Raw genomic sequence first — 23,655 nt, forward strand, 5'->3', positions numbered from 1 at the left:
AGGATCGCTGATGCGCGAGCACCGCCTTCGTGTGGAACTTTTTCGACGGCGGGCCGTTGGGAACGGATGGAGAAACCATGACGGTTCCATGACACAGGGGCGATCACGTACGTGGTCTCCTGCCGTCATGGAGCGCGGCGTGAACAGCACTCGAGGATGACCACCGTGAGGCCGCGCGAATACCGCCCGATGGAAAGGCGCTCCAGACGTAACCGCACCCGTCCCCACATGAGCCTGGGTGCGAAGCGGGCCCGGCGTCGGAAGGGTGGCCCGCGACTCATGGGACGCAGTCCCCGTCAGTCCCCCGTGCCGAAGCACTGGCGAGGTCGCGAGGACGAGCTCCAGCACCTCTTCGCCGACCTGTCGTCGGAGCTGGTGGTCTGGGCGGACGTCGAGGCCTCTTTCACGCCCGCCCCCGTCCCCGCTCGTGAGCCGGAAGCACCGCTCCCGGCCATGCTGCCGCTGCCGCAGCCCTTCACGCTCCTCCGGCTCCGAAATTAGGCTCCGAAATTAGGCTCCGGAACCAGGCTCCGGAGCCAGGCGCGGCGCTCAGCCCGTGGCCTCCAGCGCCTCCAGCACCACGGGGTACGTGTCGCGCGCGGCCGTGCTGCCCATGAACGTGTCCAGGTGGCCGTACCCCTCCAGCACCCTGCGCTGGTAGAGGTCGGCCCCGTTCTCCTCGCGGAGCCACTCGAAGGTCAGCTCCGTGGAGGCGGGCATGTACGTCCCGTTCTGCTCGCCGGACAGGAAGGTGATGGGGAGCTTGAGGTGCTCCGGCCGCAGGTAGGACGGCGGCGTGGGGCGGCCGTACCTGCGGAGGTTCTCCTCCTTCCCGTGGTCGAAGGCCACCGCCTGCCCCGCGCGCGCCATCTGCGCCAGGTGGCGGAACGTCAGCATGTTGCAGGGGCCGAACTGCTCGTCCAGCCGCTCGTGCGTCTCGCGGTTCAGCCGTCCGTGCCGGTACAGGTGCCCGTACATGAACGTCAGCCGGTGGCACACCGTGCTGTCACACTCGTGGTGGAGCAGGTCGGACACCTTGCCGAAGGCCTCCTGCCACAGCGGGTTCGCCGGGTCCTCGTCCGGTGACAGGTAGTCCAGCGTCACGTCCAGCACCTCGGGCAGGCGGAGCATGGCCTTGAGCTGGGTGACGGGCGGGACGATCTGGTGCAGCGCCACCTGGGAGGCCACGACGCTGCGCACCGACGGCATGCGCCCCGCCGCCAGCGCCATGAAGAACGCCACCGAGCCCGCACAGTGCACCACCGCCTGCACCGTCTCCGAGCGCGTCACCTCGCGCACCTTGCGCACGGCGGCCGGCATGTCGTGCTCCGCCGCGTCGTCCAGCGTGAACTGGCGCAGCGGCAGCTCCACGCTGGCCCGCCAGTCCAGCAGCCACGTGTCGTAGCCGTGGCGCACCAGGTACTGCACGAAGTTCTCCCGGATGGTGGGCAGCATGAACATGCCGCTCCACACGCCCGCCCCGTGCACCAGCAGCACCGGGCCCTTCGTCCCGCCCTGGTAGCGCGTGAGCTGCAGTGGGGCGCCGTCGCCCGCGGTGAAGTCGTGGCGCTCGGCCGTCGGTAGCGTGTCCATACTCGTATCCTCAACCGCGAGAATCAGGCGGCCCTCGCCGCCCGCAAAGGGGTCAGAAGCCTCGAGCCACGGCCTCGGCGATGCGCTCGGACACCGCGCTGATGGTCATCACCGGATGGAAGCCGATGGCGGTGGGAATGACGGAGCCGTCCGCCACGTGCAGGCCGGGGTAGTGGAACACCTCGCCCTCGGTGGACACCACGCCGCGCTCGGGCGAGTCCGCCAGGTGTGCCCCGCCCAGCGAGTGCACCGTGAAGGGCCGCTTGAAGAGCTGCCACGTCACCAGCGGCGCGTACGTGCCGCCGTACTGGGACGCCAGCTCCTGCATGGCCACCGTCATGCGCTCCACCAGCGCCTTGTTCTCCCCGGCGTAGTTCCACTCCACGTCCAGCCGGCCGCCCTTCAGCCCCATGCGCCCGTTGGCGTTGTCCTGGCCGATGCCGAAGAGGTTGCACGTGCGCGCCGGGTCCACGCCATTGCGCAGCGGCTTGCTCAGGAGCCCCGCCGAGAAGGCCTTGTGGACGACGGGCCCCAGCAAGGTCCACAGCGGCGCGCCGATGCCCTGGAAGGGACCGAGCCTCGGCTGCCCCAGGCCCGCGAGCACCTCCGTGGCGGGCCGGTTGAACGTGGCCGGCACCAGCGTGAAGCGCGGCTTGGCCTCCGTGAAGCGCATCACCGTGGACACGTCCGGTCCCACCCACGGCTGCATGTCCTCGCGCGCGCCGTGCAGCGAGCCCAGGAAGTCTCCGTTGCCCGAGTAGCCGTGCCCCAGCCGTGCGCTCACCCGAGGCAGGCTGCGCGCGCCGTCCCGGCTGCGCAGGAGGATCTCCACCGTGCCCAGCGTGCCCGCGGCGAGGATGACGCGCGAGCCCTCCACCGCCGTCCGCTCGCCGGTCGCCAGGTCCTGACAGTGGACCCGGTATCCACCCCGCACCGGCTCCACATGGGACACGAGCGTGCGCGCAACCACCGTGGCGCCGAGCGCCTCCGCGCGCGCCAGGTACGTCTGGTCCATGGTGTTCTTCGCGCCGTGCTGGCAGCCGAACTCACACTCGGAGCAGAGCTGGCACACCTTCCGGCCCGGCCCCGGTGACTCCTTCCAGGCCACGGCCAGCGGCGGGTCGAACGTCTCGCGGCCCATGCGGGCGCCCGCGCGCTGGAAGAGCTCGCGCTTGCGCAGGTCGATGGACACGGGCGTGGACTCCAGCCGCAGCTCCCGGGCCACCTTGTCGAAGTACGGCTCCAGCGAGGCGCGGCTGTAGCTCCGGGGCCAGCGCGGGTCCTCGAAGACGACGGCGTCCGGCCGCACGTGGACGTTGGCGTAGATGAGCGAGCCGCCCCCTACCCCGCTGGCCGTCACCGTGCCGATGCCGGACAGGAAGCGCACGTCATACAGGCCCTGCGCCTCCAGACGCGACGGGTGGCGCCAGAGCACCTCGTCCGCGCGCCGCACGTCGCGCGGGAAGTCGCCGGGCCGGTACCTCCGGCCGCGCTCCAGCACCGCGACCGCCTTCCCCGCCTGTGCCAGACGCAGCGCGCTGATGGAGCCCCCGAAGCCCGAGCCCACCACCACCACGTCGTACCGCGTTGCCGTAGCCGTTGTTTTCGCCAAGCGGTGTCTCTCCTATTGCAGCTTCGTGCGGGCGAAGACGTCCCAGAGGTGGCCCATGAACATGCCGCCGAAGCGCTTGAGCGCGTCCGCCTTCACCGCGGGCGACGTCGTGCCCAGCACGGCGAAGGTGGTGAGCTGCTGGAGGAAGTCCGGCAGGTGCAGGCGGATGATGCCGCTGGACACCACGGGCCCGTGGCGCTCCGAGCCCTCGCGGATGACGGTGTAGAGCGTGGACGTGTCGTTCCACACGTCGAAGCCGTCGTCGTCGCGAACCTCCTTGTACCCGTCCAGCAGGTAGCGCTTGCCGTCCACGCCGGTGAACGGGAGCAGGTAGAGCATCCGCCGCTCGTAGAAGCTGTCCGTGTCCACGAAGAGGTTGAAGACGCCATTCTCCACGTCCGCCCCCTCGGGAGGCGTGAGGCCGCGGACGTGGACGGTGCCCTGGGCGATGCCGCCGTGGGCCTTCTCCTCCAGGAAGCGGTCCAGGCTTGGCAGGGTGATGGTGACGACGAACTCCGCCACCTGCCCCGCGCGCTTGCCCGCCCGCTCCGCGCCCACGAAGTCGTCCGCCGGCGCGTGGCCCGGCGAGTGGAAGCCCCGCATCCGCTCGGTGAAGCGCAGGCCCACCACCTGCGTGGGCGAGGCCACCGTGCCACCCTCCGGAATCACCACCGTGCGCATCGGGTCCTCCCTCGGCACCACGCGGGCCGGCGCCACCGGTCCCGAGACGCGCATCGCCGCGCTGTAGGGCTGGACACCGGCGCGCTCCGGCGCGGTCCACGCGGGGTTGCCCAGCGCGACGCGGATGGCCTGCTCCACGTTGCGCTCGGCCACCGCGGCGATGGTGGACGAGGGGTTGACGCCCGTGCTCGCGGGCAGCGCGGCGCCGTCCAGCACGTACAGGCCGGGGTGGCCGTGCACCTCGCCGTCCGGGGTGAGGACGCCGTACGCGGGCTCCTCGGCCATGGCGCAGCCGCCCAGGTTGTGGACGGACACGGGGATGTGGAGCCGCTCCCACAGCGGGTTGTAGACGGCGCGCGCCCCCAGGGCCCGGGCGATGTCCTGGGACAGCTGCTCCTGCGTCCGGTACAGCGGCAGGTTGGAGGGCACGTCCCAGCGCACCTCCATCTCCCCCGTGAGGGGACGCAGCGCCAGCCGGCCATTGGCCCTGTCACGCCCCATGGCCAGGAACACCGCGTGGAAGCGCCCGCGCTCGCCTTCGATGGAGGCCAGCTCGCGCGAGCGGTGCCGCAGCGTCTTCACCAGCTCCTTCTGGAGCAGGTCCGCGGGCACCTTGAGGTCCTTCCCCGCGTCCAGCGCCGGGAGCAGGCCGGCCAGCTGCGCCGGGTGCCCGCCCTCCTGGAAGACGAACCACGTCTTGTCCTTCCCCTCCCCCTGGTCCACCACCAGGCTGGTGGTGATGGTGGGCCCCTCGGACGCGTCCCACACCTCGCGCGTCTCCATCGCGAACGCGAGGAAGTCCCCGTTGGCCGAGTAGCGGCAGCCCAGCTTCTCCCCGAGGCGCGGCAGCGTGCCCCACTCGTCGCGGCAGCGCAGCAGCAGCTCCGTGGTGTTCACCGCGCCCGCGCACAGGAAGACGCGGCGCGCGTCCACGGTGCGCGCGAGGCCGCCCGCGCCATGGTCCGTGTAGGTGACGCGGTAGCCCTCCGGAGAGAGCGGCTCGATGCGGGTGGCCTCGGCCTGGGTGGACACCTCGGCGCCGCGCTGCTCCGCGACGGCCAGGTAGTTGAGGTCCAGCGTGTTCTTCGCGCGGACGTTGCAGCCGATGTCGCACTCACCGCAGAAGTTGCAGCCCTCCTGCGACACGCCGAACTTGTTGGGGAGGGGCTCGCCCGCGGGAGTGAAGCGCACGGCCAGGTCCGGGTAGAAGAACTGCTGCTCCCGCCCGAGCTGGCGGGCCACGTCCTTCATCCGCTTCGTCTTCGTGGGCAGGCCGCGCGCGGACGCGGTGATGGGCTGGAGGTCCAGCATGTGCGCCACCAGGTCGAAGTATGGATCCAACGCCTCGCGGCTGTAGCCGGTGGGCCAGTCCGAGGTGAACGTCTCCGCGGGCGGGCGCAGGTGGACGTTGGCGTAGATGAGCGAGCCGCCTCCGTAGCCCGCCGCCTGGACGATGCTCATCCCCGGCAGCAGCTTCACGTCGAACAGCCCCTGGCCGTGCTTCCACAGCCAGCCGTTGAGCGGGTCCTCCCAGTCCCGGGGAAAGCCCCCCTTGGGATACCGGAGCCCCCGCTCCAGCACGCGCACGGACAGCCCTGCCTGGGCCAGCCGGCAGGCCGCCACCGCTCCACCAAATCCGGTGCCAATGACCAGTGCGTCGTAGGCCGGCGCCATGTCCCCCCCCTCGTTCGCGAGGCCGCCCCCCGGGTGGAAGGCGACCTGCTCTTACTTTCCAAAAACGAACGAGGGCTGGATCCTTGTGTACGTGCGTCCAACCCCCTGGAATCCCTACGCTACTTCTCGAAGATGACCGCGTACTTCCCGCCGTACGCGCTCACGTGGCGGATGCGGTAGTTGAGCAGGTCCACGTAGATGTCGCGGTAGGTCCGGAACTGATCCGATGTGAGCTCGAGCACGGGGACGAGCGTCTTGCCCGACACGTGCCAGAGCGCCATGTACCTGTCTCCCAGGCCGGGGTGCGAGTACTTGGAGACCTGGACCATCTTGAGGCCGGCGGCCTTCATCGTGTCGTCCGAGTCCCACAGCTGGGCCTCCGTCATGGAGTGGTACAGGTACTGCGCCGTCACGGCCGGCTGCTTCACCCAGGTGCCGGTGAAGAAGAGCTGGCCCGCCTCCAGGTACGCGGAGGCATCCGTCAGCAGGTAGGCCGCGTTGTAGTTGTCGCCAATCTGGGTGCCGAACCAGCTGGGCGTCATCTTGTGCCGGGCGATGTAGCCGCCGGTGATGGGGGCGTAGATGGCGGTGAAGCGCGGCGCGTCCGGCGCCGTCATGCCCACCACCTTGTCCGGGCGCCAGTTGTAGTCATCCCAGAGCTCCGCGTCGGCCTGGTGCTGGGCGAACGTGCGGAAGCCGCGGGTGACGGGCGAGGAGGCGTTGTACTGGAACGCGCCGCCCATCTTCCACGTCCAGCCGCTGGACTCGGTGGCGAGCGTGTACGGGTACCAGCCGAAGGACGCGAAGTAGTTGAAGCCCTGCTGGAACTTCCCCGAGTCCACTCCGGCGAACTCCTGGAAGAAGGGCGCGAAGTGCGCGGCGTGCTGGTCCGCCTGGGCGCCCTGCCCCGTGGGGTACTCCGTCTGGTAGCAGGAGGCGCTCAGCGCGTAGAGGCCGTACGGGTCGAAGAGCGTCCACAGGTTCTGCTGCACCCCGCCGTTCCAGTGCGGCGCGGGGCGCGCGAACATGATGTGCAGGTGCGTGTTGTTGAGGTTGCTGTTCATCCCGTGCGCGCCGGTGAGGCCGGCCATGCCGAGCTGCTGGCCCGCCTTCACCGTCTGGCCCTGCGTGACGAGGATGCCCTGCGAGTTGGTGCCCCAGCGCGACTCGATGGCGCTGAGCTGCGCGGCCGTGGGGCTGCCCGCCAGCACCACCGCGTCCGCGTCCGCCCGGTTCTGGTAGAACTTCCAGGTCGCGTCCGCCGACGTCCAGGTGCCGGCGCCCGCGCTCTTCTCGTACCAGGTCTTCGTCAGGCGGGCGCGCGCGATGTCCTCGTCCCGGCCGTCCCGCAGGTGGTGGTAGATGGTGCGGAAGCGCGAGCCGTCCCGCGCGGTGTGCTCGACGATGACCACGTTGCCGGGGCTGGACATGTAGCCCACCCAGACGACCGTGCCGTCCGCCACCGCGTCGACCCGGAAGGACGCGCCGTCATTGACGTAGTCCACCGCGTTGTGGCGCGAGTTGGCGCCGTACATCCAGCCCACGGCCACGTCCACCGCGGTGTCGCGGAAGGGCTTGTAGACGGGCATGCGGGCCACCGTCCCGTCCAGCCAGGCGGCGCGGTTCACCATGCTGGCGGAGCTGATCTGGTAGTAGCCGTCGGGGTGACTGGCGGCGACGTTCCCCGCCGCGTCGATGCGGTGGTACCAGTTGCCGGAGCTCAGCCCCGGGGCGGACTGTGCCGCACTGTCGATGTCACAGGCTGCGTGGGCGAGAGCAGGCGCGACGCTGGTCAGCGCCATCAGGCCGGCGGCGGCCGAGACGAGGAGGTGCTTCTTCATGAGGGGCTTCCTGGGGGACGTGTGTGGCTGCGGCTTGAGAACGGCCCCCGCGGGAAATCTTCCCGGGCCCGGTGATTCAGGGCGTTCGGGAGGGGGGCTGCTGGGGATGCGCACCTTGCGGGTAGACTCCGCGCATGGGCTGGTTCAAGCAACGGCGCCCGGAGCCGGCGGATACCCGGGAGCTGCGCGATGCACTGGAGCGCGCCCAGGGTGAGCTGACGTCCACCCGGCGAGAGCTGGGCGTCGTCACCTCGGACGACGCCGCGGACAAGGCGCGCATCGCCGAGCTGGAGGCCCGACTCACCCAGGCCCGGCAAGAGCTGGGCGTCACCACCGCGGATGACACCACGGACAAGGCGCGCATCGCCGAGCTGGAGGCCCAGCTCGCGCGAGAGCAGGACGCACTCCAGAACCTGGAGACGCAGCGGCGCACGCTGGAGTCCTCCGTGGAGCGCCTCACCGGGCAGCTCCAGCAGTTGGAGCGGCGCCTTCCCCCCGACAAGGGCGGCGGCAAGGCCGGGGCGCGGACGAAGGCCCGGAGTGACCTGCCTTCCGGCAGGGCCCCCTTCCCGCTCGGAAAGCTCTTGGTGGCGCCGGCCAGCGTGCTGTCCCTCCTCGTGGCCCTGCTGCCCTGCTACGTGGCCGCGCTCGGCAGGTGGCTTCCCATCTTCAAGTACGGCGTCCTTCCCCTCTGGCTCTACTGGCTGGCCATGGCCCTGAGCTGGTCGCTGATGTTCGTGGCCATCCGCGTCCTGGTCCGCACGAAGGTCCCGGGGCTGTACTCCTTCACGCACCGCGGCGTGGAGTGCGGGAGCCAGGGCTTCATCCCCTATGACGACCTGCTCGACGTGGAGCGCTCGCGAGGCCCCTGGGAGCGGCTCACGGGCACGGCCTCGCTGCGCCTGACCTTCAAGCCCCGGGAAGCGAACCGGACCCTGGGGCGCAAGGCGCTGCTCCAGGACAATGCCCGCCGCGTGAGGATTGCCGGGTTGAAGGACCCGTGGCGGTACGAGGCCTGGGTGCATGCGTGCATCCGCCGCATGAACCCGCCTCGTTAGAGCGGAACGCTGGGAGCGCCAGACGTCGCGCATGGGCTGGTCATGGCGCTGCGAGGCGTGGGTGCGCGACTGCCTGCGGGCAGGCAAGCCCTCCCTGGACACGCACACGCCTCGCGGGGGAGCCGCTCGCCAGGACGCAGCAGCCTGTTCTCCAGGGGAAACAGCGCCGGCGCGAGCGCCCCTGGTGAGGGTGTCCGGACCTCCCGGCCGTCAGCACGTCAGACCCCCAAGGCATAAAGGGAGGCATCCACCCTTGGGGGTCCATGTGCCGTACATCGATACGTCCCATTGGCACGCATTCGCTGAGCACCCCGAGCCCAGCCAGGTGTCGTGCGAAGAGGCCGGCGGGCGCAATCCGCCACCCGGCTGGCAGGACATGACGTGGGAGGACGCGGCCAGCGAGGTCGAAGCAGAGCTGCGCGAGATGCTCCGCCACGCCGAGCAGGCTGCTGGCGAATGCTACGACTAGCCCTCGCACGCGACGACGTCCCCCTGCCCCATCGGCGCACGGCGCTGGCGGGAAGCGGACGGACGGGCAGCCCCGGGCCCCATGGAGCCGCGCCCCGCGCCCCGTAACCTCGCGCGTTTCCCGGGGGCCTGACTCCCGGTCCGCCGAGGAGACGCCTCATGTCGCGAGTGCTGGATCGCCGGTCCGTCCTGAAGTGCTTCGTCGCCGTGGCCGCGAGCACCGCGTTCGGTTGCTCGGACGATGGCGACGACATGCCCATCGTCGAGGACCGCGCCTTCTTCCCGCAGTCCGTGGCGTCGGGAGACCCACGTCCGGGGAGCGTGGTGCTCTGGACACGCGTGGAGGATGTGGGCAACCCCGGCGATGACCTGCGGCTCACCCTCCAGGTCTCCACCCACGAGCGCTTCAAGGAGCGCGTCCTGGAGTTCGTGGACGTGCCCGCCACCGCGGCGCATGACCACGTCGTCAAGGTGAAGGTCGTCGGCCTGGCGCCCCGCACCCGGTACTTCTACCGGTTCCTCTACGCGAAGAACGGACGGCGCGTCTCGTCGCCCGTGGGGCGCACGCGCACCGCGCCGGAGGCGGGCTCGGGCGAGCCGGTGCGCTTCGTGGTGGCCAACTGCCAGAACTACAACGGGCGCTACTACAACGCCTGGCAGCGCCTGCTGCAGCTCGACGAGGACCTGGACTTCGTGGTGTTCCTCGGGGACTACGTCTACGAGACGACGCCCGAGGCGGCGCCTCCCGAGGGCGCGCGCCAGGTGCGCTTCCGCGAGCCGGAGGGCGCGCTGCGACTGGGCCCCGTGCTCGCGGCCGCGTCACTGTCCAACTACCGGGACCTGTACCGGACATACCGCACGGACCCGTTCCTCCAGGGCGCGCACGAGCGCTACCCGTTCGTCTCCGTCTGGGACGACCACGAGTTCTCCGACGACTCGTGGGACGCACACGCCAGCTACACGGACGGACGCCAGGACGAGCTCCAGGTGGAGCGGCGCCGCAACGCGGAGCTCGCCTTCTTCGAGTACCTCCCGGTGGACCCCGAGGACGTGTCCGGCGGCCCGGTCGACCTGGATGCCACCCGCGTCTACCCGGACACGCGGCTGTGGCGCGCGCTCGACTTCGGCGCCTCGCTGCGGCTCATCGTCACCGACTACCGCACCCGGCGCCCCGACCACCTCATCCCCGAGGACGCCTGGCCCGCTACCGTGGCCGTGGACGCGGCGGCCCTGGCGACGCTGGGGGTGGCGGCGGCCTTCGCGGCGGACACCTTCGCCTATGTCGACATCGACGCGCCGGAGTACGCCGAGGCCAAGGGCATCCTGCTCCAGGCCTACCAGCAGCTCGCGGTGGCGGCGGGGCTGACGGCGCAGGAGGCGGCCACCCGCGCCGCCGCGGTGGTGCGAGGCCCGCTGGCGCTGGCGTACGTCAACCCGGTGCTCGCCCAGGTGGGCCGGGCTCCCATCGACCCTGCTGGCAAGGCGCGGGGCATCGCCTTCGTGCACCTGGGGAAGACGGCGCTCTTCTCCCGGCTGGGCTCGCGCTACGTGGTGGTGAAGGACACGTACGACGTGTACGCCGCGTGGCGCGACGTATCCACGGGAGGCGCGGCCCAGGACGCGCTGGGCCCGGAGCAGTCGGCCTTCGTGCGGGACGCGGCGGCCGGCCCGCAGACGTGGAAGGTGCTGGTCAGCTCGGTGTCGGCCACCTCCATGGTGTGGGACCTGAGCAACAAGCCGGACGTCGAGCCCGTGACGGTGCGCAACCGCTACTACTTCGACGTGGACCAGTGGGACGGCTTCCCCCAGGCGCGGGCGCGGCTGCTGGGGCAGCTGCGCGGGCTCACGTCGGATAGGACGGTCGTCGTGTCGGGTGACATCCACGCCGCCTTCGCCTCGGTGGAGGCGGGCGTGCCGGCCCTCACCGCGCCGTCCATCTCCTCCGCGTCGGTGCAGGAGGAAGCGGCCGAGCAGGTGACGGCGGCGGGCTTCCCTCCCGGCTCGGCGGTGTTCCGCTACGTCGTCACCGAGCAGAACGCCACGCTGCGCGAGGGCAACCCGGGCATCGCCTTCGTGGACACCGGCGCGCAGGGCTTCACCGTGGTGGAGGTGGGCGCCGACGCCGTGCGGGCCGCCTACCACCTCATCCCCAGCTCCGAGGCGGGGACCTCCTACGCGGACCGGCCCGAGGAGCTGGCCGCACGCTTCACGCGGCGGGACTTCACCGTGCGCGCAGGAGCCATCTCCGAGGGGTGAGCGTCGCCCGACGTCCCGGCACGCGGCCTGCACTGACACCCATCCGAGCCCGCTTCCCATGGTCGGACGCGGGCTCACGCAGGCCCCGCCATGCCCGCAGCCAGGGGGGCTGACGACATGGCGACACGAAGTCGGAGGGGTGGCCTGCCAGAACGTCACGTGAGGTCAAAACAGTCATGAATCCCAACAAGCAGAAGCAGCTTCGTCGTCGTCGCAACCGCGGAATGACGCTCATCGAAATCATGGTGGTCATCACCATTCTCGGCCTCATCGCAGCGGCCGTGGGCGTCGCCGTGATTCCCCAGCTGGAGGCGGCCCGGAGGGACACCGCCGCGCTGGACATCAAGAACATCCAGACGGCGCTCAAGCTCCACTACACGAAGAAGGGCAAGTTCCCGGACACGGCGACCGGCCTGTCAGCGCTGGTGGAGGGGCACACGCTGGATCAGCTGCCCAAGGACCCGTGGAACAATGACTACGTGTACCTCAACGAGGGCGGCAAGCCTGTCATCCTGTCCTACGGCGCGGACGGCACCGCCGGGGGCGAGGGCAACGATGCGGACCTCTCCTCGGCGGACACGCGCAACTCGAACGGCTGAGCCATGGTGACCGGCCTCCCGTTCCCGGGAACGGGAGCCGGTGTTCCGTCTCGTCAGACGCGGTAGGTGCCCGCCACCACTTCCATGCGCTGCGCCACGTCGCGCAACAGCTCGGTGGTCTGCTGGGTGCCCTTCAGGCCCTGCATCGTCTCTTCCATCATCTTGGACAGGTCCGTCACCGCGGTGAAGATCTGCGCGACGCCGGCGTTCTGCTGCGTGACCGCCGCGGCAATCTGCTGCGCCGCGTTTGCGTTGTCCTGGATGATGCCCGCCAGCTCGCGCAGGCTGTCACCGCTGGCGCGCACCTGGCCCAGGCCCACCTCGGTGCGCCGCTGCCCCTCCTCGGAGATGCCCACCGTGGCCTGGATGGCCCGGCGGATGTCCTCGAGGATTTCGCGCACCCGCCCCGTCGAGGTGATGGACTGGTCCGCGAGGCTGCGAATCTCGCGCGCCACCACGCCAAAGCCCTTGCCGTGCTCACCCGAGCGCACGGACTCAATGGCCGCGTTGAGCGCCAGCATGTTGGACTGGTCCGCCAGGTCCTTCACCGTCTGGGTGATGCCGTCGATCTGCTGCGTGCGGTCCGCCAGCGCGGAGATGCTGGTGGCCATGCGCCCCACCTGCTCGCGCAGCTGCTCGAAGCCCTGGAGGCTGGCGCTGACGGTGGCCTCACCCGCGGAGCCCACCTCGCGGGCCCGCGCGGACGCGCCGAGCACCGCCTGCGAGCGGTCCGCCGCCATCATCGACGTCTGCTTGATTTCCTGCGCCGTCACCTGCGTCTCCTGCAGCGCCGCGGCCTGGCGTGACAGGTTGCGCTCCTGCTGGGACGCCGCGCTGGTGAGCTCGGCCACCGTCTGCCCCAGCACCTTCGTCCCCTGCTGGAGGCTGGCGGTGGACTCGCGCAGGTGGTTCATCATCCGCGAGAAGGCCTGCGCCAGCTCGCCCACCTCGTCACGGCGTGACGGCACCGCCACGCGCTGGGTGAGGTCGCCCTCGCGGACGATGCGCCCCACCACCTCGCTCAGCGTGGAGATGGGCCGCGTCATGCCGTGTGCCAGCAGCCAGGCGCCCAGGCCGGCCAGCAGCAACGAGCCCACCGTGAGGAGCACCGCCACCGTCTCGGCGCGCTGAATCGGCGCGTAGGCCTCCTCGGGGTCCACCGTGGCCACGAACAGCCAGCCGTCCCCCACGTCGTGCCGCGTCTCGTTGTTGACTGCCTGCGCGCTGACGGCATCCGCGGCGCGCGGCGTGGCCGCGTCCCGCGAGTCGTACAGCGAGGTACCGTCCGCCGACCTCACCTCCAGCGCGAAGCTCTTCTGGCCCCGCGCATGCGAGCGCTCCAGCGCCGTGGACACCACGCTGCTCACCTGCCCCCAGTCATACGCCGCCAGCAGGACGCCGATGCGCGCGCCGCTGATGGGGCTGAGGACGGGCACGGCGAATGGCAGCACGCGCTGGCCGAAGACCGGGTCCACCTGGGTGACGGCCCCCGTGTCCAGCCGGCCCTCCAGCGCGGCGCGGAACCAGCCCGAGGCGACGACCTCCGGCTGGCGGGCGACGAAGGCCTCGCGCAGCAAGGGCGCACTGGCGGAGACGGCCCGGCCGTCCTCGGTGAAGAGCACCAGCCCGCTGAACGAGGGGTGGCGCTTCTGGAGCGTCGCGAGCACCGCGTCGCTCTTCTCGAAGGTGTCGAACAGCAGCGCGCCCCGGAGGATGGCGTCCTCGGACCAGCTGCGGGCATTGGCCTCGCGCTCGGCGAGCGCGCTCTCCACCAGGTCCCTCAGCCCCTCCGCCTCCACCTCCAGCGTGGCGTGGATCTGCTCGTGGATGTTCTCCGTCGTGGAGAACCGCTGGAAGAGGTTGAGCGGCAGCAGGGCGCAGAGGATGAGCAGGGACACCGCCAGCGTGAGGCGGGCGCGCAGCTTCAGGCCGTCCAGGAATCGCATGGGGTGCACAGTCACAGGTCGAGGAGGGAGAGGCCGACGGTGAGGGCGCCAATGGTCCTTCCGCCGTCGCGCACGGGCAGGGAGACCTGGATGACGTAGGCCTGGGAGGATTCGTCGAAGAAGGGCTTCTCGCGCAGCGTCTGGCCCTTGCCGAACGGCACCTGGAACTTGGCCTCGTCCCCCTGCCAGTAGTCGGACGTGCGCCGCGTGGCGCCCACCAGGGCGCCCTGGTCGTCCATGGCGAAGGCCTCGGCCACCACCCCGCCCAGCTGCTCACGGTGACGGTGCAGGACGCGCGAGCACGCGGTGGCGAGCACCTGCTGCTTGAAGGGCGTGAGCACCGGGGAGGCGCGCCAGGCGTCATCCTGCCCGCGGATGGTGGCCAGCGAAACGCGGCGCGCGTTCTGGGCCCGCACCGCCTGGATGACCTCGGGGTCTACCGCCATCCGCCGCAGCGCCGGCAGCACGCCGTCCACCTTCTGCAGCTGGGCAGCGCCATCCGCGGGGAGCTGGGCCAGCAACGAGACCGCCAGGGTGAACCACGACATCCACACCTCTCCATTTCGGTCGCCAGCGCGACCGGGGCTGGGGACTCGCCCCTATTGAACGCCATGGATTGTTACAGCACGAACAGTCCCTGTTCGAAGCCAGGAGAGCAAGCTGGCCCTCCTCCTCCTGTCCTGGATGACCGGGTCTGGTGTCTGATGGCCACGCACGAACGTGGATTCCCTGATTCACGACCGTGCGACTTGCTGTTTTCACCGGGAAGACTCACCTATGACCGCCACTTCCGTCCCCATCGAGCTCCAGCGGGCTGCTCGGCTGGCCATCGTCGTCGCCGCGCTCGGCTACTTCGTCGACATCTACGACATGGTCATCTTCAGCGTGGTCCGGGCGCAGAGCCTGGAGTCCATCGGCGTTCCCGCGGCCGAGCGGATGGGTGTGGGCGTCCGGCTGCTGAACATGCAGATGATGGGGATGCTGGTGGGCGGCATCCTCTGGGGCGTGCTGGGTGACAGGCGCGGGCGGCTGTCGGTGCTGTTCGGCTCCATCTTCCTGTACTCGGCGGCGAACTTCGCCAACGGCTTCGTGCAGACGGTGGAGCAGTACGCGGTGCTGCGCGTGCTGGCGGGCATCGGCCTCGCGGGCGAGCTGGGCGCCGGCATCACCCTGGTGAGCGAGCTGATGTCCCGGGAGGGCCGGGGCTACGGGACGACGCTGGTGGCCACCAACGGGGTGATGGGGGCGATTGCGGCCGCGCTGATTGGGAGCCGGCTGGACTGGCGCACGGCGTACATGGTCGGCGGCGGCATGGGGTTCGCGCTGCTGTGCCTGCGGCTGAGCGTGCATGAGCCGCGCTTGTTCACCGCGATGAAGGAGCAGGCGGTGTCGCGGGGGAACTTCCTGCGGCTCTTGAAGCCGGGGCCGTCCGCGCGGCGGTACGTGTCGGTGGTGCTGGTGGGCGTGCCCATCTGGTTCGTGATTGGCGTGCTCATCACCTTCGCGCCGGAGTTCGGCCGGGCCTTCGGGATGACGGAGGTGCCGTCGGTGGCGACCGCGGTGCTGGTGGGCAACGTGGGGACGGTGCTGGGAGATCTGGCCAGCGGCCTGTTCAGCCAGCTGGCGCGCAGCCGCAAGAAGAGCGTGGCGCTGTTCCTGCTGATTGGCGCGGGCGGCACGGCGGCGCTGTTCACCGTGGGCAGCCAGTCGCTGTGGGCGTTCTATGCGTGCTGCGCGGTGCTGGGGTTCTCTGCTGGGTACATGGCGGTGCTGGTGACCATCGCCGCGGAGCAGTTCGGCACCAACCTGCGCGCCACCGCGGCGACGACGGTGCCCAACTTCATCCGGGGCTCCACGGTGCTGCTGACGTCGGGGCTCCAGCTCGCCACGCCGTGGCTCGGGCTGCGGGGCGCGGCCCTGTGCGTGGGTGGGCTCGCGCTGCTGGTGGCCTTCGCGGCGCTGCGGGGGGTGGACGAGACGTTCGGCCGCGACCTGGACTTCGTGGAGCCGTGAGCGTCAGCGGCCCGCGGCTTCGGCGAAGTGGCGGGCGAGGCGGTGGAGCAATTCGATGTTCTCCGCCTCGGCGGCCTTGAGCTTGGGGAGCTGGGACTTGAGCTCCTGGAGGTCCTTGCCGCGCTGCTGGAGGTCCTCGGCGCCCAGGTCCAGCCAGCGGCCCATTTCCGTGGCGGTGAGCTCGAGGTGGAACTGGAAGCCGTAGGACTTCCCCAGCCGGAAGGCCTGCTGCGAGTACCGGTCCGTGGAGGCCAGCAGCGCGGCGTCGGGCACGGGCTTCCAGGTGTCGCCGTGCCAGTGGGCCACCACCGTCTTGGGGCGGACGCCGGCAATCACGGGGTCCTTGAGGCCGTCCTGCGTCCAGCGGACGGGGGCGACGCCGACTTCGAAGCCGTTCTTTCCGACGAAGACCTCGGCGCCTGCGGCGGAGGCGAGGAGCTGGGCGCCCAGGCAGATGCCCAGGCAGGGGCGCTCGTAGGCGAGGCGCTCGGTGAGGAGGGCGAGCTCGTCGTGGAGGAAGGGGTGCTGCTCGGCTTCGTAGACGCCCATGGGGCCGCCCATGACGACGACGAGGTCCGCGTCCACGTCCTCGCGCTTCACGGTCCGGAACCGGTTGACGAGGGTGAAGCCCGCCTCCTGCAGCACCGGGCCCAGCAGGCCCGCCCCCTCGTGCTCCTCGTGCTGGAACACCACCGCGCGCATCGTCATGACCTCCGTCCGTGAGTCGCGGACGGGAGCCTAGCGGGAATCCCCCGCGAGTGCGCCACGTCAGCGGGCCTCGGCGGACGCGGGCTGCTCACACGTCACCCGGAGGGTGTGCGGCGTGTAGATGAGGAGGGTGACGAGGGACAGGAGCACGTCGGTGGCGGTCACCTCCAGCTCCGTGACCCCGTGGCTATCGACTGGGCGGAAGAGGTGTCAGGCAAACCTGCTCCGGCTGGTCGCGAAGGCTTCGTTCCCCCTGCAGTCGCTGGACTCGCTCCTCGTACCCCGGCTTTGAGAAACTCATCGTTGCAGGTCGGCGGTGCTCAGCGATGAGTTGCACCCAATACGCGCCCCGTTCATCACTGGTGCTCTCTGCCCGGCGCTCGGCGCCTCCATCCGCAACGACGAGAACCACCTTTGCCCCCGTGACCGGTCGGGAGGTGGTGCAGTCCACCACTCGGCCATGGGCATCCCAAACAGGGTCGCAGGCTGTTGCGAGGAGCAGCAAAAGCGCGAACTGGGGACGAATGGCCGGGCCAACTGGAGCCTGAAGAAGTTCCCAATCACGGGAACCAACTGCGCGCCGCCATTTGTAAGCAAGACCTGGTGCGAGGCGGCGCAGAACGCGAGCGCGAGGCGTTAGCTTTGCTAGGGCCATGGGCGGGGTGGATTGGAATGAGGTCCTGCCTCAAGAGGGTTTGCGGCACTGTACGAACCCGTGGTGAGTCTAGAGTATGTCTGCAATGCCAGATGGGCCGGAAGATAGAGCGGGCCCAGCACTTGTGATTGCTCTACGTGCTGCATTTCATGGTCAAATGTGCTTGGCGACATGTTCTTGCTTGTGGCGCAAATCACACGCCCGTAAGTCGTCGCGTACCCATTCTGGAAAGGGTGGTTCTCGAAAATCAGGATGTCCCCGAATTTGGATTTTTCCACCCGCTTCGTAACTGGCGAGCCCATGAGCCATCCGGCGAGTTGACCGGCAGTGCCCCACACAAAGCCAACGAAGTTCTGGAGGCCATGTTCATTCACGACACCCAATGAGGGGTCCATCATCAACGTCCCCTGAGGGTCGATGAAGCCGATCGGCTGGTTCCCCACGTACACATAGAGGTTGGTATCCCCGCCTGCGAAGCGGATGGGGTCCTTGGTCGTCCAGCGGCCGGCTTCAGCGTCGTAGTCCCGAGCGCCAAACCGAGTCAGCTTCGTGTCCCTGTCGAAGAGTCCACCGGCGAACCCGAAAGGCTGAAAGCCGGGGTTGGAGTCGGCCAGCACCCTGCCCCAGGCGTCGTACTCCAGAGCCTGTGCCACGTTGCCATTGGCGGTATTCACCACAAGACGGGGACTTCCCAGGTGGTCCGACACGAAGCGGTACGTCACGCCACCCTTCACCATGAAATCCGGTGAGTGGCCCCTGGTGCCGTAGACGAAGCGGCTCACCACGCTTCCCGCCCCGTCCAGCTCCGCCACGACGCGCAGCTGCCCGTCATAGAGGAAGCCCTGGGTGAGGCTGCCATTGACGCGTTTGCCAATTCGGCGGTTGGCGGCGTCGATGACGTAGGCCACCTCGGTGCCACCGGGCAGCGCCACCGCGGTGAGATTCCCGGCCGTGTCGTAGGTGTACTGGGTGACATCCGTGCCCACCGTCTTCGTCCGCAGGTCTCCGCGCGGGCCCCACGTGTAGCTCGCCGTCCCAAGAGTCAGCAGCCGGTCTTGGTCGTCATGCGTCGCGGCCGTAACGACGCCAGCCTCCGTCTGTAAGGTGCGGTTGCCATTGGCATCATAACCGTAGGAAGCATGGGCCACGCCATTGAGAGTGACTGTCTCCAGGCGGCCCGCCGTGTCGTACGTATAGCCCCAGGTCTGCGTGGCGCCGCCCTGCACTGCTTCGGCACGGCTGGTGATGCGCCCCAGGTTGTCGCGCGTCAGCGTCACCGAGTACAGCGGCGCCGTGCCGTACCTCGCGGCCAGGCTCGCAACCTCGCCGAAGAGGTTGTAGCCCTGCGTCGTCGTGACGCTCCCCAGCGTGGTGCCGGTGAGAAGTCCGTTGGAGGCATTCCGCGTCGTGGTGAGGCTGCCCGCGGCCGACAGCAGCCGGTCGTTGTCATAGGTGTACGCAATGGGCGTCCCACCATTGACGCTGACGGAGGCCACATCAAAGTGGGTGTTGTACGTGTAGCCCACATTGCCCGAGACGCCGCCCGTCCAGCTGACGCCCGTCACCAGGGGGCCGTCACGGGTGAAGGCGAGGCTTGCCCCGCTGCCGCTCGCGGCGGCGCTGTCCGTCAGGCTCTCCAGGTGCCCGGTAGTGGGCGAATAGCCCGCCGTCACCGTGTGGCGAGGCGCCGTCACCGTGGCGAGGCGCCCCCCCGTGTCATAGGTGACGGAGGCCGAGGTGCTGTCGGGGAAGCTGACGAGCGTCGGCTGGTCATCCAGGTTGTACGCCGCCACGGTGCTGAGGGTGCCCATACCGGTGACGGCGGGCGGCGTGTAGACGTCCTCCTGGTCGTTGGCCGAATAGCCAAACGCGTGCGGTGGCTTGCCGGGAGGCGTCAGCGACGTGAGGTTGCCCTCCGCGTCGTAATCCAAGGAGAGCGCGCGAGGGCCCGGCAACGAAGCGTCCGTTACCCTCCCCACCCCGTCCTGCGTGAAGCTGGCGGTGCGATTCAGAGCATCCGTCGTGGAGGCAAGCCAGCCCTTCGCCCCCCCACTCGCGTGGTACGCGAAGGCCTGCGTGCGCACGCCCTGCGTGACGGAGGCCAGCTGGCCGTCCGGGTAGTACGCGTACGTGACGGGCGTCAGACCCGTCACCTCGAAGCGGGCGACGCGGCCCTTCGCGTCGATGTCCGTGTACACCTTCTTGCCCATGGGGCTGGTGTGCGTGAAGCGCCCGGTGGCCTTCGCGAACTCCAGGCTGGACGACTTGCCATTGAGCACGGACGTCCACGTTTGGGTGGTGTACGCGAAGGGGTCCAGTGCGTTCGCGCCCGAGGGACGCGTCAGGGACTGGCTGGCCGTGGCCACGCGGGTCAAGCCCGAAGGCAGCGCCGCTGAATAGCTCACCGTGAGGGGCGTCCCCGCCCCCAGGCGGAGGTCGCTGCCGGCCCGCACGTTTTCCACCGTGCCATCCGGATACGTCGTGACGTCCACGCCGTTGACTCCCAGGTCGCGGATGGTGGTGAAGCCTGCGGGGGTGCGCGTGGTGCGCCGCTGCTTGCTACCCACCCACTCCGAGGTGTGACGGGTGACACGTCCCTCCGCCGTCATGACGTCCACCGCGAAGCCCGCTTTGCCTGCGCCGGATCCCGAAAGCGGCTTCGAGCGCGTCAGCGTCTTGAAGCCACCTCCCGGGTTGCTGTCGTACACCAGCCGGCCAGTAGAGTCGTATTCGAAGTCATGCTCGCCGTTGCCTGGGTCGGTGAGCTTCGTCAACAGCCCGCCAACGCCGTATGCCAGCACCACTGCCTCGTTATTCGGGTTCTCCACGCGGGTGAGCAGTCCCTCCGGCGTCACCGTCAGCTCGGTTCGCTGGCCTCCGGGCGCCAAGATGGCCGTCGGGCGGCCGTCCGACTGCCGCTCAATCGTCGTCACTTGCGCATTGGCGTCCGTGAGGGTGACGAGCCGGCCGGCCGTGTCATAGCCGAACGTCAGCAGCGTCGCCCCCGTCAGCGCGTCCAGCGTGCGCATGTGGCGCCCTCCCGAGAAGACGTATGCCTCGCGCCCGTCCTCAGACGGCACGAGCCTCTCGTCCAGCCCAAACGCGCTAGATGGCGAGCTCAGCTTGTAGATGCGGTTGGGGGCATTGAAGACGATGTGGAGCGCGCCATCTGGGGTCACCGCCAGGTGCGCTGGATTGGGATAGAGGTCCGTCTGGAGCGCGCTCGCGCCCTCCACCGGATGTCTGCTGCCGTACACCCCTGTTCCCGCAACGGTCGAAACTATCCCATCCGGACCCACGCGACGAACCCGAGAGGCATCCGTGAAGTACAGCGAGCCATCCGGCCCGACAGCCAGGCCGTTCCTGTGGATGAAGTCGCCAATGCCCGCGATATCGGCCGGTCCATCATCCCCGAGGTAACCCTTGACGCCAGTGCCCACGACACTCCGCACCAACCCATCCGCGTCGAGCCGGCGAATGCGGTAGTCCGTCTGTCCCGTGAAGTACAGCGCCCCCTCCGAGTCAAAGGCCGCGGCGTGCGTCTGATCTCCAATGCCCGTGCTCAGGGCTGGGACGGGGGTAGCACTCTTCAAGTTCGTCCCATCCCCCACCACCGTGGTGATGATTCCGTTCGTGTCGACCCGGCGGATACGCCTCCTGTCTGGATAGTCATTGTAGGCCGTGCTGAAGTAGACGTCCCCTTCCGAGGAGACCTGGATGAACCCGACACTGCCGATGCTGGCCTGGGTTGCGGGTCCGCCCTCGCCGTTGGTAGCGACGTTCGGGCTGGCTCCGTTGCCCGCGAAGGGGTGGACAATCCCATCCGGCGTGATGCGGTAGATTCTGTTGTTGTTCGTCGAAACGTAGTGACTGCCGTCGGGCCCCAGCGCATGGACCCAGATGGTGCCGAAGTCCGTCGACGTGGCGGGAGCGCCCACGCCCCCGTCCGTGACGGCACACCCGGACTTGCAGCCGATACTGGTATAGACGCGCCCGTCCGGCGAAATGCGGCGCACGATGCCGCCCTGGCTTTCCACTGCGTAGAGCGACCCATCCGGCCCCGCGTTGAGCTGATTTACCGTGAAGCTCGACTGCGTGGCGATGCCACCGTCCGCGACTCCCCCCTGGCCACTGCCCGCAACCAGCTTCCAAACCGGGTCCACAGCCTGGGCCGACTGCCGCGTTCCGTCTCCGCGGTGCAGCATGCCCGTGGTGGGCTCGAAGGTATGGTGCGCATTCAGCGTCCAGCCACCGAGCGCCAGCGCCAGCGCATCGTGCGCCACCAACCGCTGGGCCCAGCGCCGCCAGAGGAACACCTCAATTGCGATCCGGTCTCCGGTGGCCATGCGGGCCCCGCCCCCGGCGCCAAAGCTGCGGCCGCCGCCGGCGCCGCCTCCGCTTCCCGGAGTCCGGTACACGCCTTGGTAGGCGTAGCCCACGTCCACGTAGAACTTCTGGGTGCCGTGCAGCTTGCGGCCCCACAAGTCGCGACCATCCCAATGGAAGGTGAAGCGCTGGTTGGGCGTCTTGGCGAAGCGGTAGTTCCAGGTGCGGCCGGCGCCAGAGATGCGAAGGACGACGGCCTTGAGGCTCGTGGGCACGCTGGCGCCCGTGAGGGGCACCTCGAAGCTGTAGCGGCTGGTGCGGCCGGGCACCCGGTCACTCCGGTAATTCAGCGTGTAGGGCGTGCCTGTCACAGGAAGGGCCTCGCCCAGCGTCTGGTTCTCGCACTCGATGATGCTGCCGGACGTCGTGCATGAGTTGGGCTCCGGCTCGTCTCCCTCGGGCGCGTCGTCGGGCGGCTCCGTGGCGTCGTCCGGGAAGCCAAAGGGCCAGTTGCAGTCCCAGGGCGTCAGGTGTGTCAGCGGCACGCGCCAGAGAGAGGTGCCAGCGGTGTAGAGCGTCGCCAGGCGCTGTCTCTCGTCATTCGTGAAGCCCAAATCGGAGAGTGCCGGCCCCGTGTCCGCCACTCCGTCGCCGGTGACGTCCACGTCCGCCAAACCGCCGTTGATGGCGACGACCTTGACGACGCGCCCGTCCAGGTCCGCCTGCCATGCCCCGAGCTGTCTATTGTAGTAGCCGGTGGGTACGGCGCCGCCGACGGGGAAGGCCAGGAAGTTCTCCAGGTAGAAGTAGACGGGCCGGCTGAAAGAGACGCGGGTGGCGCCGGCGGCGAGCGCCTCGTCCAGGCTCCACTCGACGGCGTAGGTGTAGCCGCTCATCGGCGGCAGCGCGCCCGGCATGGCCTTGGGGCCGTCCCTGCCCACCGTGTACTCGGTGGCGCGCACGGACATGCTGGAGAGCGCCTGGGTGCCACCGCCCGGCAACGTCAGGGTGACGCCTGTGTTCGCGGGCACCAGCAGCGTGGCCCGCCGAGCACCGTCCTCGTCAGTCACCGCGCTGCCACGTGCCACCTGCAGTGCCGGGGCATTGGCGCTGACGACGGTGACGGCGCTGTCCAGGGCCGTCAGGGCCACCTCCTCCACGGCCACCCAGTCGCGCCACTGGGACTTCACGGGCCTCTGCACAGGCAGCAGGCCCGCCTTCTCGAAGTTCAGGGTGACGACGCCCCCTCCGTTGAAGGCGAACTCATAGGCACCGTCGCTGCGCGTCAGCGTCTCGCCCCACTCCGGATGCGAGAGCGCCGTCACCTTCACGCCCGAGAGGGGCGCGCCAGCCCGGTTCACCACACGCCCGTGGGCCACGGCCACCCGGCTCGGGACGATGGTGCCGGGCACCACGCCCGTCTGCGGCGGATTGCTGCCCGTGTAGAGGAAGGAGGTGGCGTCGGAGAAGTCCGTCCCGGTGCCCGTCTCCACCAGCGGAGGCACGCCCGGAACGGTAGGCCCGTCCTCATGGCTGAGCGCGCTGGCGGGCACGACCTGCAGCGCCTGCCCGGGGTACGCCCAGGACAGCCGTGCATGTGCCAGGCCCGGTCCCTCGAAGTACTCCATGACGAGCGGGTACGACTGCCCGGCCACCAGCGACGCCGTGCCGGTGGACAGGGGGTCATAGTCGTTCTGCAAGGTCCAGTTGTTGATGACGCTCTGCCCGCCCACCCACAGCCGCACGCCGTCATCCGTGGAGGTGGTGAAGGTATACAGGCCCGTCACTGGTGCGGTGAGAGTTCCCGTCCAGCGCACGCTGAAGGTGTCGTAGTTGGAGATGGCCGTCCCCGGCGGAATCCCATACTCCCACTCGAAGTCCACCTGCGCGTCGATGCGCTGGGTGACGAGCGTCTGCAGCGCGTCATCATCGAAGTACTCGGCCTTGAGGCCTGGTGCCTGCAATGACTGGCTTCGCGTGGCCTCCACTGCCGGCGCGCTGGCTTCTGGCGCCTCGTATCCGCAGCGCACCGCTGACATTGCAACGAGCACCGCGGCGGCTGCTGCCCCCAACACCTTCGACGTCGTCTGCATAGGTCCCCTGGCGAAACGCCAGCATCGCCAGCTTTTCGTGGCATCGCACATGCCATGGAGTTGCACTGAGCGTCAACCAGGAGACAGTCCGGCTCAATTTCAGGTAGCTGAGTGAGTCAGGGAAGCGTGGCA

The 23,655-nt window shown here is 69.4% G+C and carries 16 protein-coding genes; 6 read left to right on the plus strand and 10 right to left on the minus strand.

Features of this window, described 5'->3' with window-relative positions; genetic code table 11:
* Nucleotides 1–279 precede the first annotated feature (279 nt).
* Nucleotides 280–501, plus strand: coding sequence for a hypothetical protein (locus LXT23_RS33935; RefSeq protein ID WP_253984537.1), 222 nt, complete (start codon nt 280–282; stop codon nt 499–501).
* Nucleotides 502–549: 48 nt separating this feature from the next.
* On the opposite strand, the gene LXT23_RS33940 is transcribed toward LXT23_RS33935, so the two are convergent.
* The 4 genes from LXT23_RS33940 to LXT23_RS33955 form a co-directional block, all read right to left on the minus strand.
* Nucleotides 550–1,593 (minus strand): alpha/beta hydrolase, encoded by a 1,044-nt coding sequence (locus LXT23_RS33940; protein ID WP_253984538.1) that lies wholly within the window; start codon nt 1,591–1,593, stop codon nt 550–552.
* Nucleotides 1,594–1,645: 52 nt separating this feature from the next.
* Entirely contained in the window at nt 1,646–3,205 is a 1,560-nt protein-coding gene (locus LXT23_RS33945; protein ID WP_253984539.1) for a GMC family oxidoreductase N-terminal domain-containing protein, read from the minus strand.
* Nucleotides 3,206–3,217: 12 nt separating this feature from the next.
* Nucleotides 3,218–5,560: a GMC oxidoreductase gene (locus LXT23_RS33950; RefSeq protein ID WP_253984540.1), complete on the minus strand. Its 2,343-nt coding sequence runs from the start codon at nt 5,558–5,560 to the stop codon at nt 3,218–3,220.
* A gap of 119 nt (nt 5,561–5,679) precedes the next feature.
* Nucleotides 5,680–7,401 carry a M23 family metallopeptidase gene (locus LXT23_RS33955; RefSeq protein WP_253984541.1) on the minus strand — a complete coding sequence of 574 codons (1,722 nt, stop codon included), beginning with the start codon at nt 7,399–7,401 and terminating at the stop codon, nt 5,680–5,682.
* A gap of 134 nt (nt 7,402–7,535) precedes the next feature.
* Between LXT23_RS33955 and LXT23_RS33960 the strand changes: the two genes are divergently transcribed.
* The 4 genes from LXT23_RS33960 to LXT23_RS33975 all read left to right on the plus strand — a co-directional run bounded on the left by LXT23_RS33960 (nt 7,536) and on the right by LXT23_RS33975 (nt 11,782).
* The gene (locus tag LXT23_RS33960; protein ID WP_253984542.1) at nt 7,536–8,459 is read left to right on the plus strand and encodes a hypothetical protein; all 924 of its coding nucleotides are present in this window, start codon (nt 7,536–7,538) and stop codon (nt 8,457–8,459) included.
* A 265-nt stretch (nt 8,460–8,724) separates the two neighbouring features.
* Complete coding sequence (locus tag LXT23_RS33965) at nt 8,725–8,928, plus strand: hypothetical protein (protein WP_253984543.1); 204 nt, start codon at nt 8,725–8,727, stop codon at nt 8,926–8,928.
* A 158-nt stretch (nt 8,929–9,086) separates the two neighbouring features.
* Nucleotides 9,087–11,183, plus strand: coding sequence for an alkaline phosphatase D family protein (locus tag LXT23_RS33970; protein ID WP_253984544.1), 2,097 nt, complete (start codon nt 9,087–9,089; stop codon nt 11,181–11,183).
* A gap of 176 nt (nt 11,184–11,359) precedes the next feature.
* Nucleotides 11,360–11,782, plus strand: a complete 423-nt coding sequence (locus LXT23_RS33975; RefSeq protein WP_253984545.1) for a type II secretion system protein GspG — start codon at nt 11,360–11,362, stop codon at nt 11,780–11,782.
* Nucleotides 11,783–11,835: 53 nt separating this feature from the next.
* Here the strand turns inward: LXT23_RS33975 and LXT23_RS33980 are convergent, their stop codons facing one another.
* Together LXT23_RS33980 and LXT23_RS33985 are read right to left on the minus strand one after the other, a co-directional pair.
* Nucleotides 11,836–13,728, minus strand: a complete 1,893-nt coding sequence (locus LXT23_RS33980; protein WP_253984546.1) for a methyl-accepting chemotaxis protein — start codon at nt 13,726–13,728, stop codon at nt 11,836–11,838.
* 11 nt (nt 13,729–13,739) lie between these two features.
* Nucleotides 13,740–14,276: a PDC sensor domain-containing protein gene (locus LXT23_RS33985; protein ID WP_253984547.1), complete on the minus strand. Its 537-nt coding sequence runs from the start codon at nt 14,274–14,276 to the stop codon at nt 13,740–13,742.
* A gap of 229 nt (nt 14,277–14,505) precedes the next feature.
* Here LXT23_RS33985 and LXT23_RS33990 point away from each other — a divergent pair, with 229 nt between their 5' ends.
* The gene (locus tag LXT23_RS33990; protein WP_253984548.1) at nt 14,506–15,741 is read left to right on the plus strand and encodes an MFS transporter; all 1,236 of its coding nucleotides are present in this window, start codon (nt 14,506–14,508) and stop codon (nt 15,739–15,741) included.
* 3 nt (nt 15,742–15,744) lie between these two features.
* Here the strand turns inward: LXT23_RS33990 and LXT23_RS33995 are convergent, their stop codons facing one another.
* From LXT23_RS33995 to LXT23_RS34005, 4 genes are all read right to left on the minus strand, one after another.
* Complete coding sequence (locus LXT23_RS33995) at nt 15,745–16,443, minus strand: type 1 glutamine amidotransferase (protein WP_253984629.1); 699 nt, start codon at nt 16,441–16,443, stop codon at nt 15,745–15,747.
* A gap of 66 nt (nt 16,444–16,509) precedes the next feature.
* A complete protein-coding gene (locus tag LXT23_RS34000; protein WP_253984549.1) occupies nt 16,510–16,614 on the minus strand; it encodes a Bor family protein in 105 nt (34 codons plus the stop codon).
* Between the two features lie 22 nt (nt 16,615–16,636).
* On the minus strand, nt 16,637–17,104 hold the full coding sequence (locus LXT23_RS50775; RefSeq protein ID WP_407692930.1) for a carboxypeptidase-like regulatory domain-containing protein: 468 nt from the start codon (nt 17,102–17,104) through the stop codon (nt 16,637–16,639).
* Nucleotides 17,095–23,394: a PA14 domain-containing protein gene (locus LXT23_RS34005; protein ID WP_253984550.1), complete on the minus strand. Its 6,300-nt coding sequence runs from the start codon at nt 23,392–23,394 to the stop codon at nt 17,095–17,097. Before LXT23_RS34005 ends, LXT23_RS50775 begins: the two co-directional genes overlap by 10 nt.
* Between the last annotated feature and the right edge of the window lie 261 nt (nt 23,395–23,655).

Source organism: Pyxidicoccus xibeiensis, from assembly GCF_024198175.1.
GTDB classification, from domain to species: Bacteria; Myxococcota; Myxococcia; order Myxococcales; family Myxococcaceae; genus Myxococcus; species Myxococcus xibeiensis.

Coding starts and splice junctions, on each gene's coding strand:
- LXT23_RS33935 (WP_253984537.1), top strand. CDS start 280: ATGGGACGCAGTCCCCGTCAGTCCCCCGTGCCGAAGCACTGGCGAGGT.
- LXT23_RS33940 (WP_253984538.1), bottom strand. CDS start 1,593: ATGGACACGCTACCGACGGCCGAGCGCCACGACTTCACCGCGGGCGAC.
- LXT23_RS33950 (WP_253984540.1), bottom strand. CDS start 5,560: ATGGCGCCGGCCTACGACGCACTGGTCATTGGCACCGGATTTGGTGGA.
- LXT23_RS33955 (WP_253984541.1), bottom strand. CDS start 7,401: ATGAAGAAGCACCTCCTCGTCTCGGCCGCCGCCGGCCTGATGGCGCTG.
- LXT23_RS33960 (WP_253984542.1), top strand. CDS start 7,536: ATGGGCTGGTTCAAGCAACGGCGCCCGGAGCCGGCGGATACCCGGGAG.
- LXT23_RS33970 (WP_253984544.1), top strand. CDS start 9,087: ATGTCGCGAGTGCTGGATCGCCGGTCCGTCCTGAAGTGCTTCGTCGCC.
- LXT23_RS33975 (WP_253984545.1), top strand. CDS start 11,360: ATGAATCCCAACAAGCAGAAGCAGCTTCGTCGTCGTCGCAACCGCGGA.
- LXT23_RS33980 (WP_253984546.1), bottom strand. CDS start 13,728: ATGCGATTCCTGGACGGCCTGAAGCTGCGCGCCCGCCTCACGCTGGCG.
- LXT23_RS33985 (WP_253984547.1), bottom strand. CDS start 14,276: ATGTCGTGGTTCACCCTGGCGGTCTCGTTGCTGGCCCAGCTCCCCGCG.
- LXT23_RS33990 (WP_253984548.1), top strand. CDS start 14,506: ATGACCGCCACTTCCGTCCCCATCGAGCTCCAGCGGGCTGCTCGGCTG.
- LXT23_RS33995 (WP_253984629.1), bottom strand. CDS start 16,443: ATGCGCGCGGTGGTGTTCCAGCACGAGGAGCACGAGGGGGCGGGCCTG.
- LXT23_RS50775 (WP_407692930.1), bottom strand. CDS start 17,104: ATGGCCCTAGCAAAGCTAACGCCTCGCGCTCGCGTTCTGCGCCGCCTC.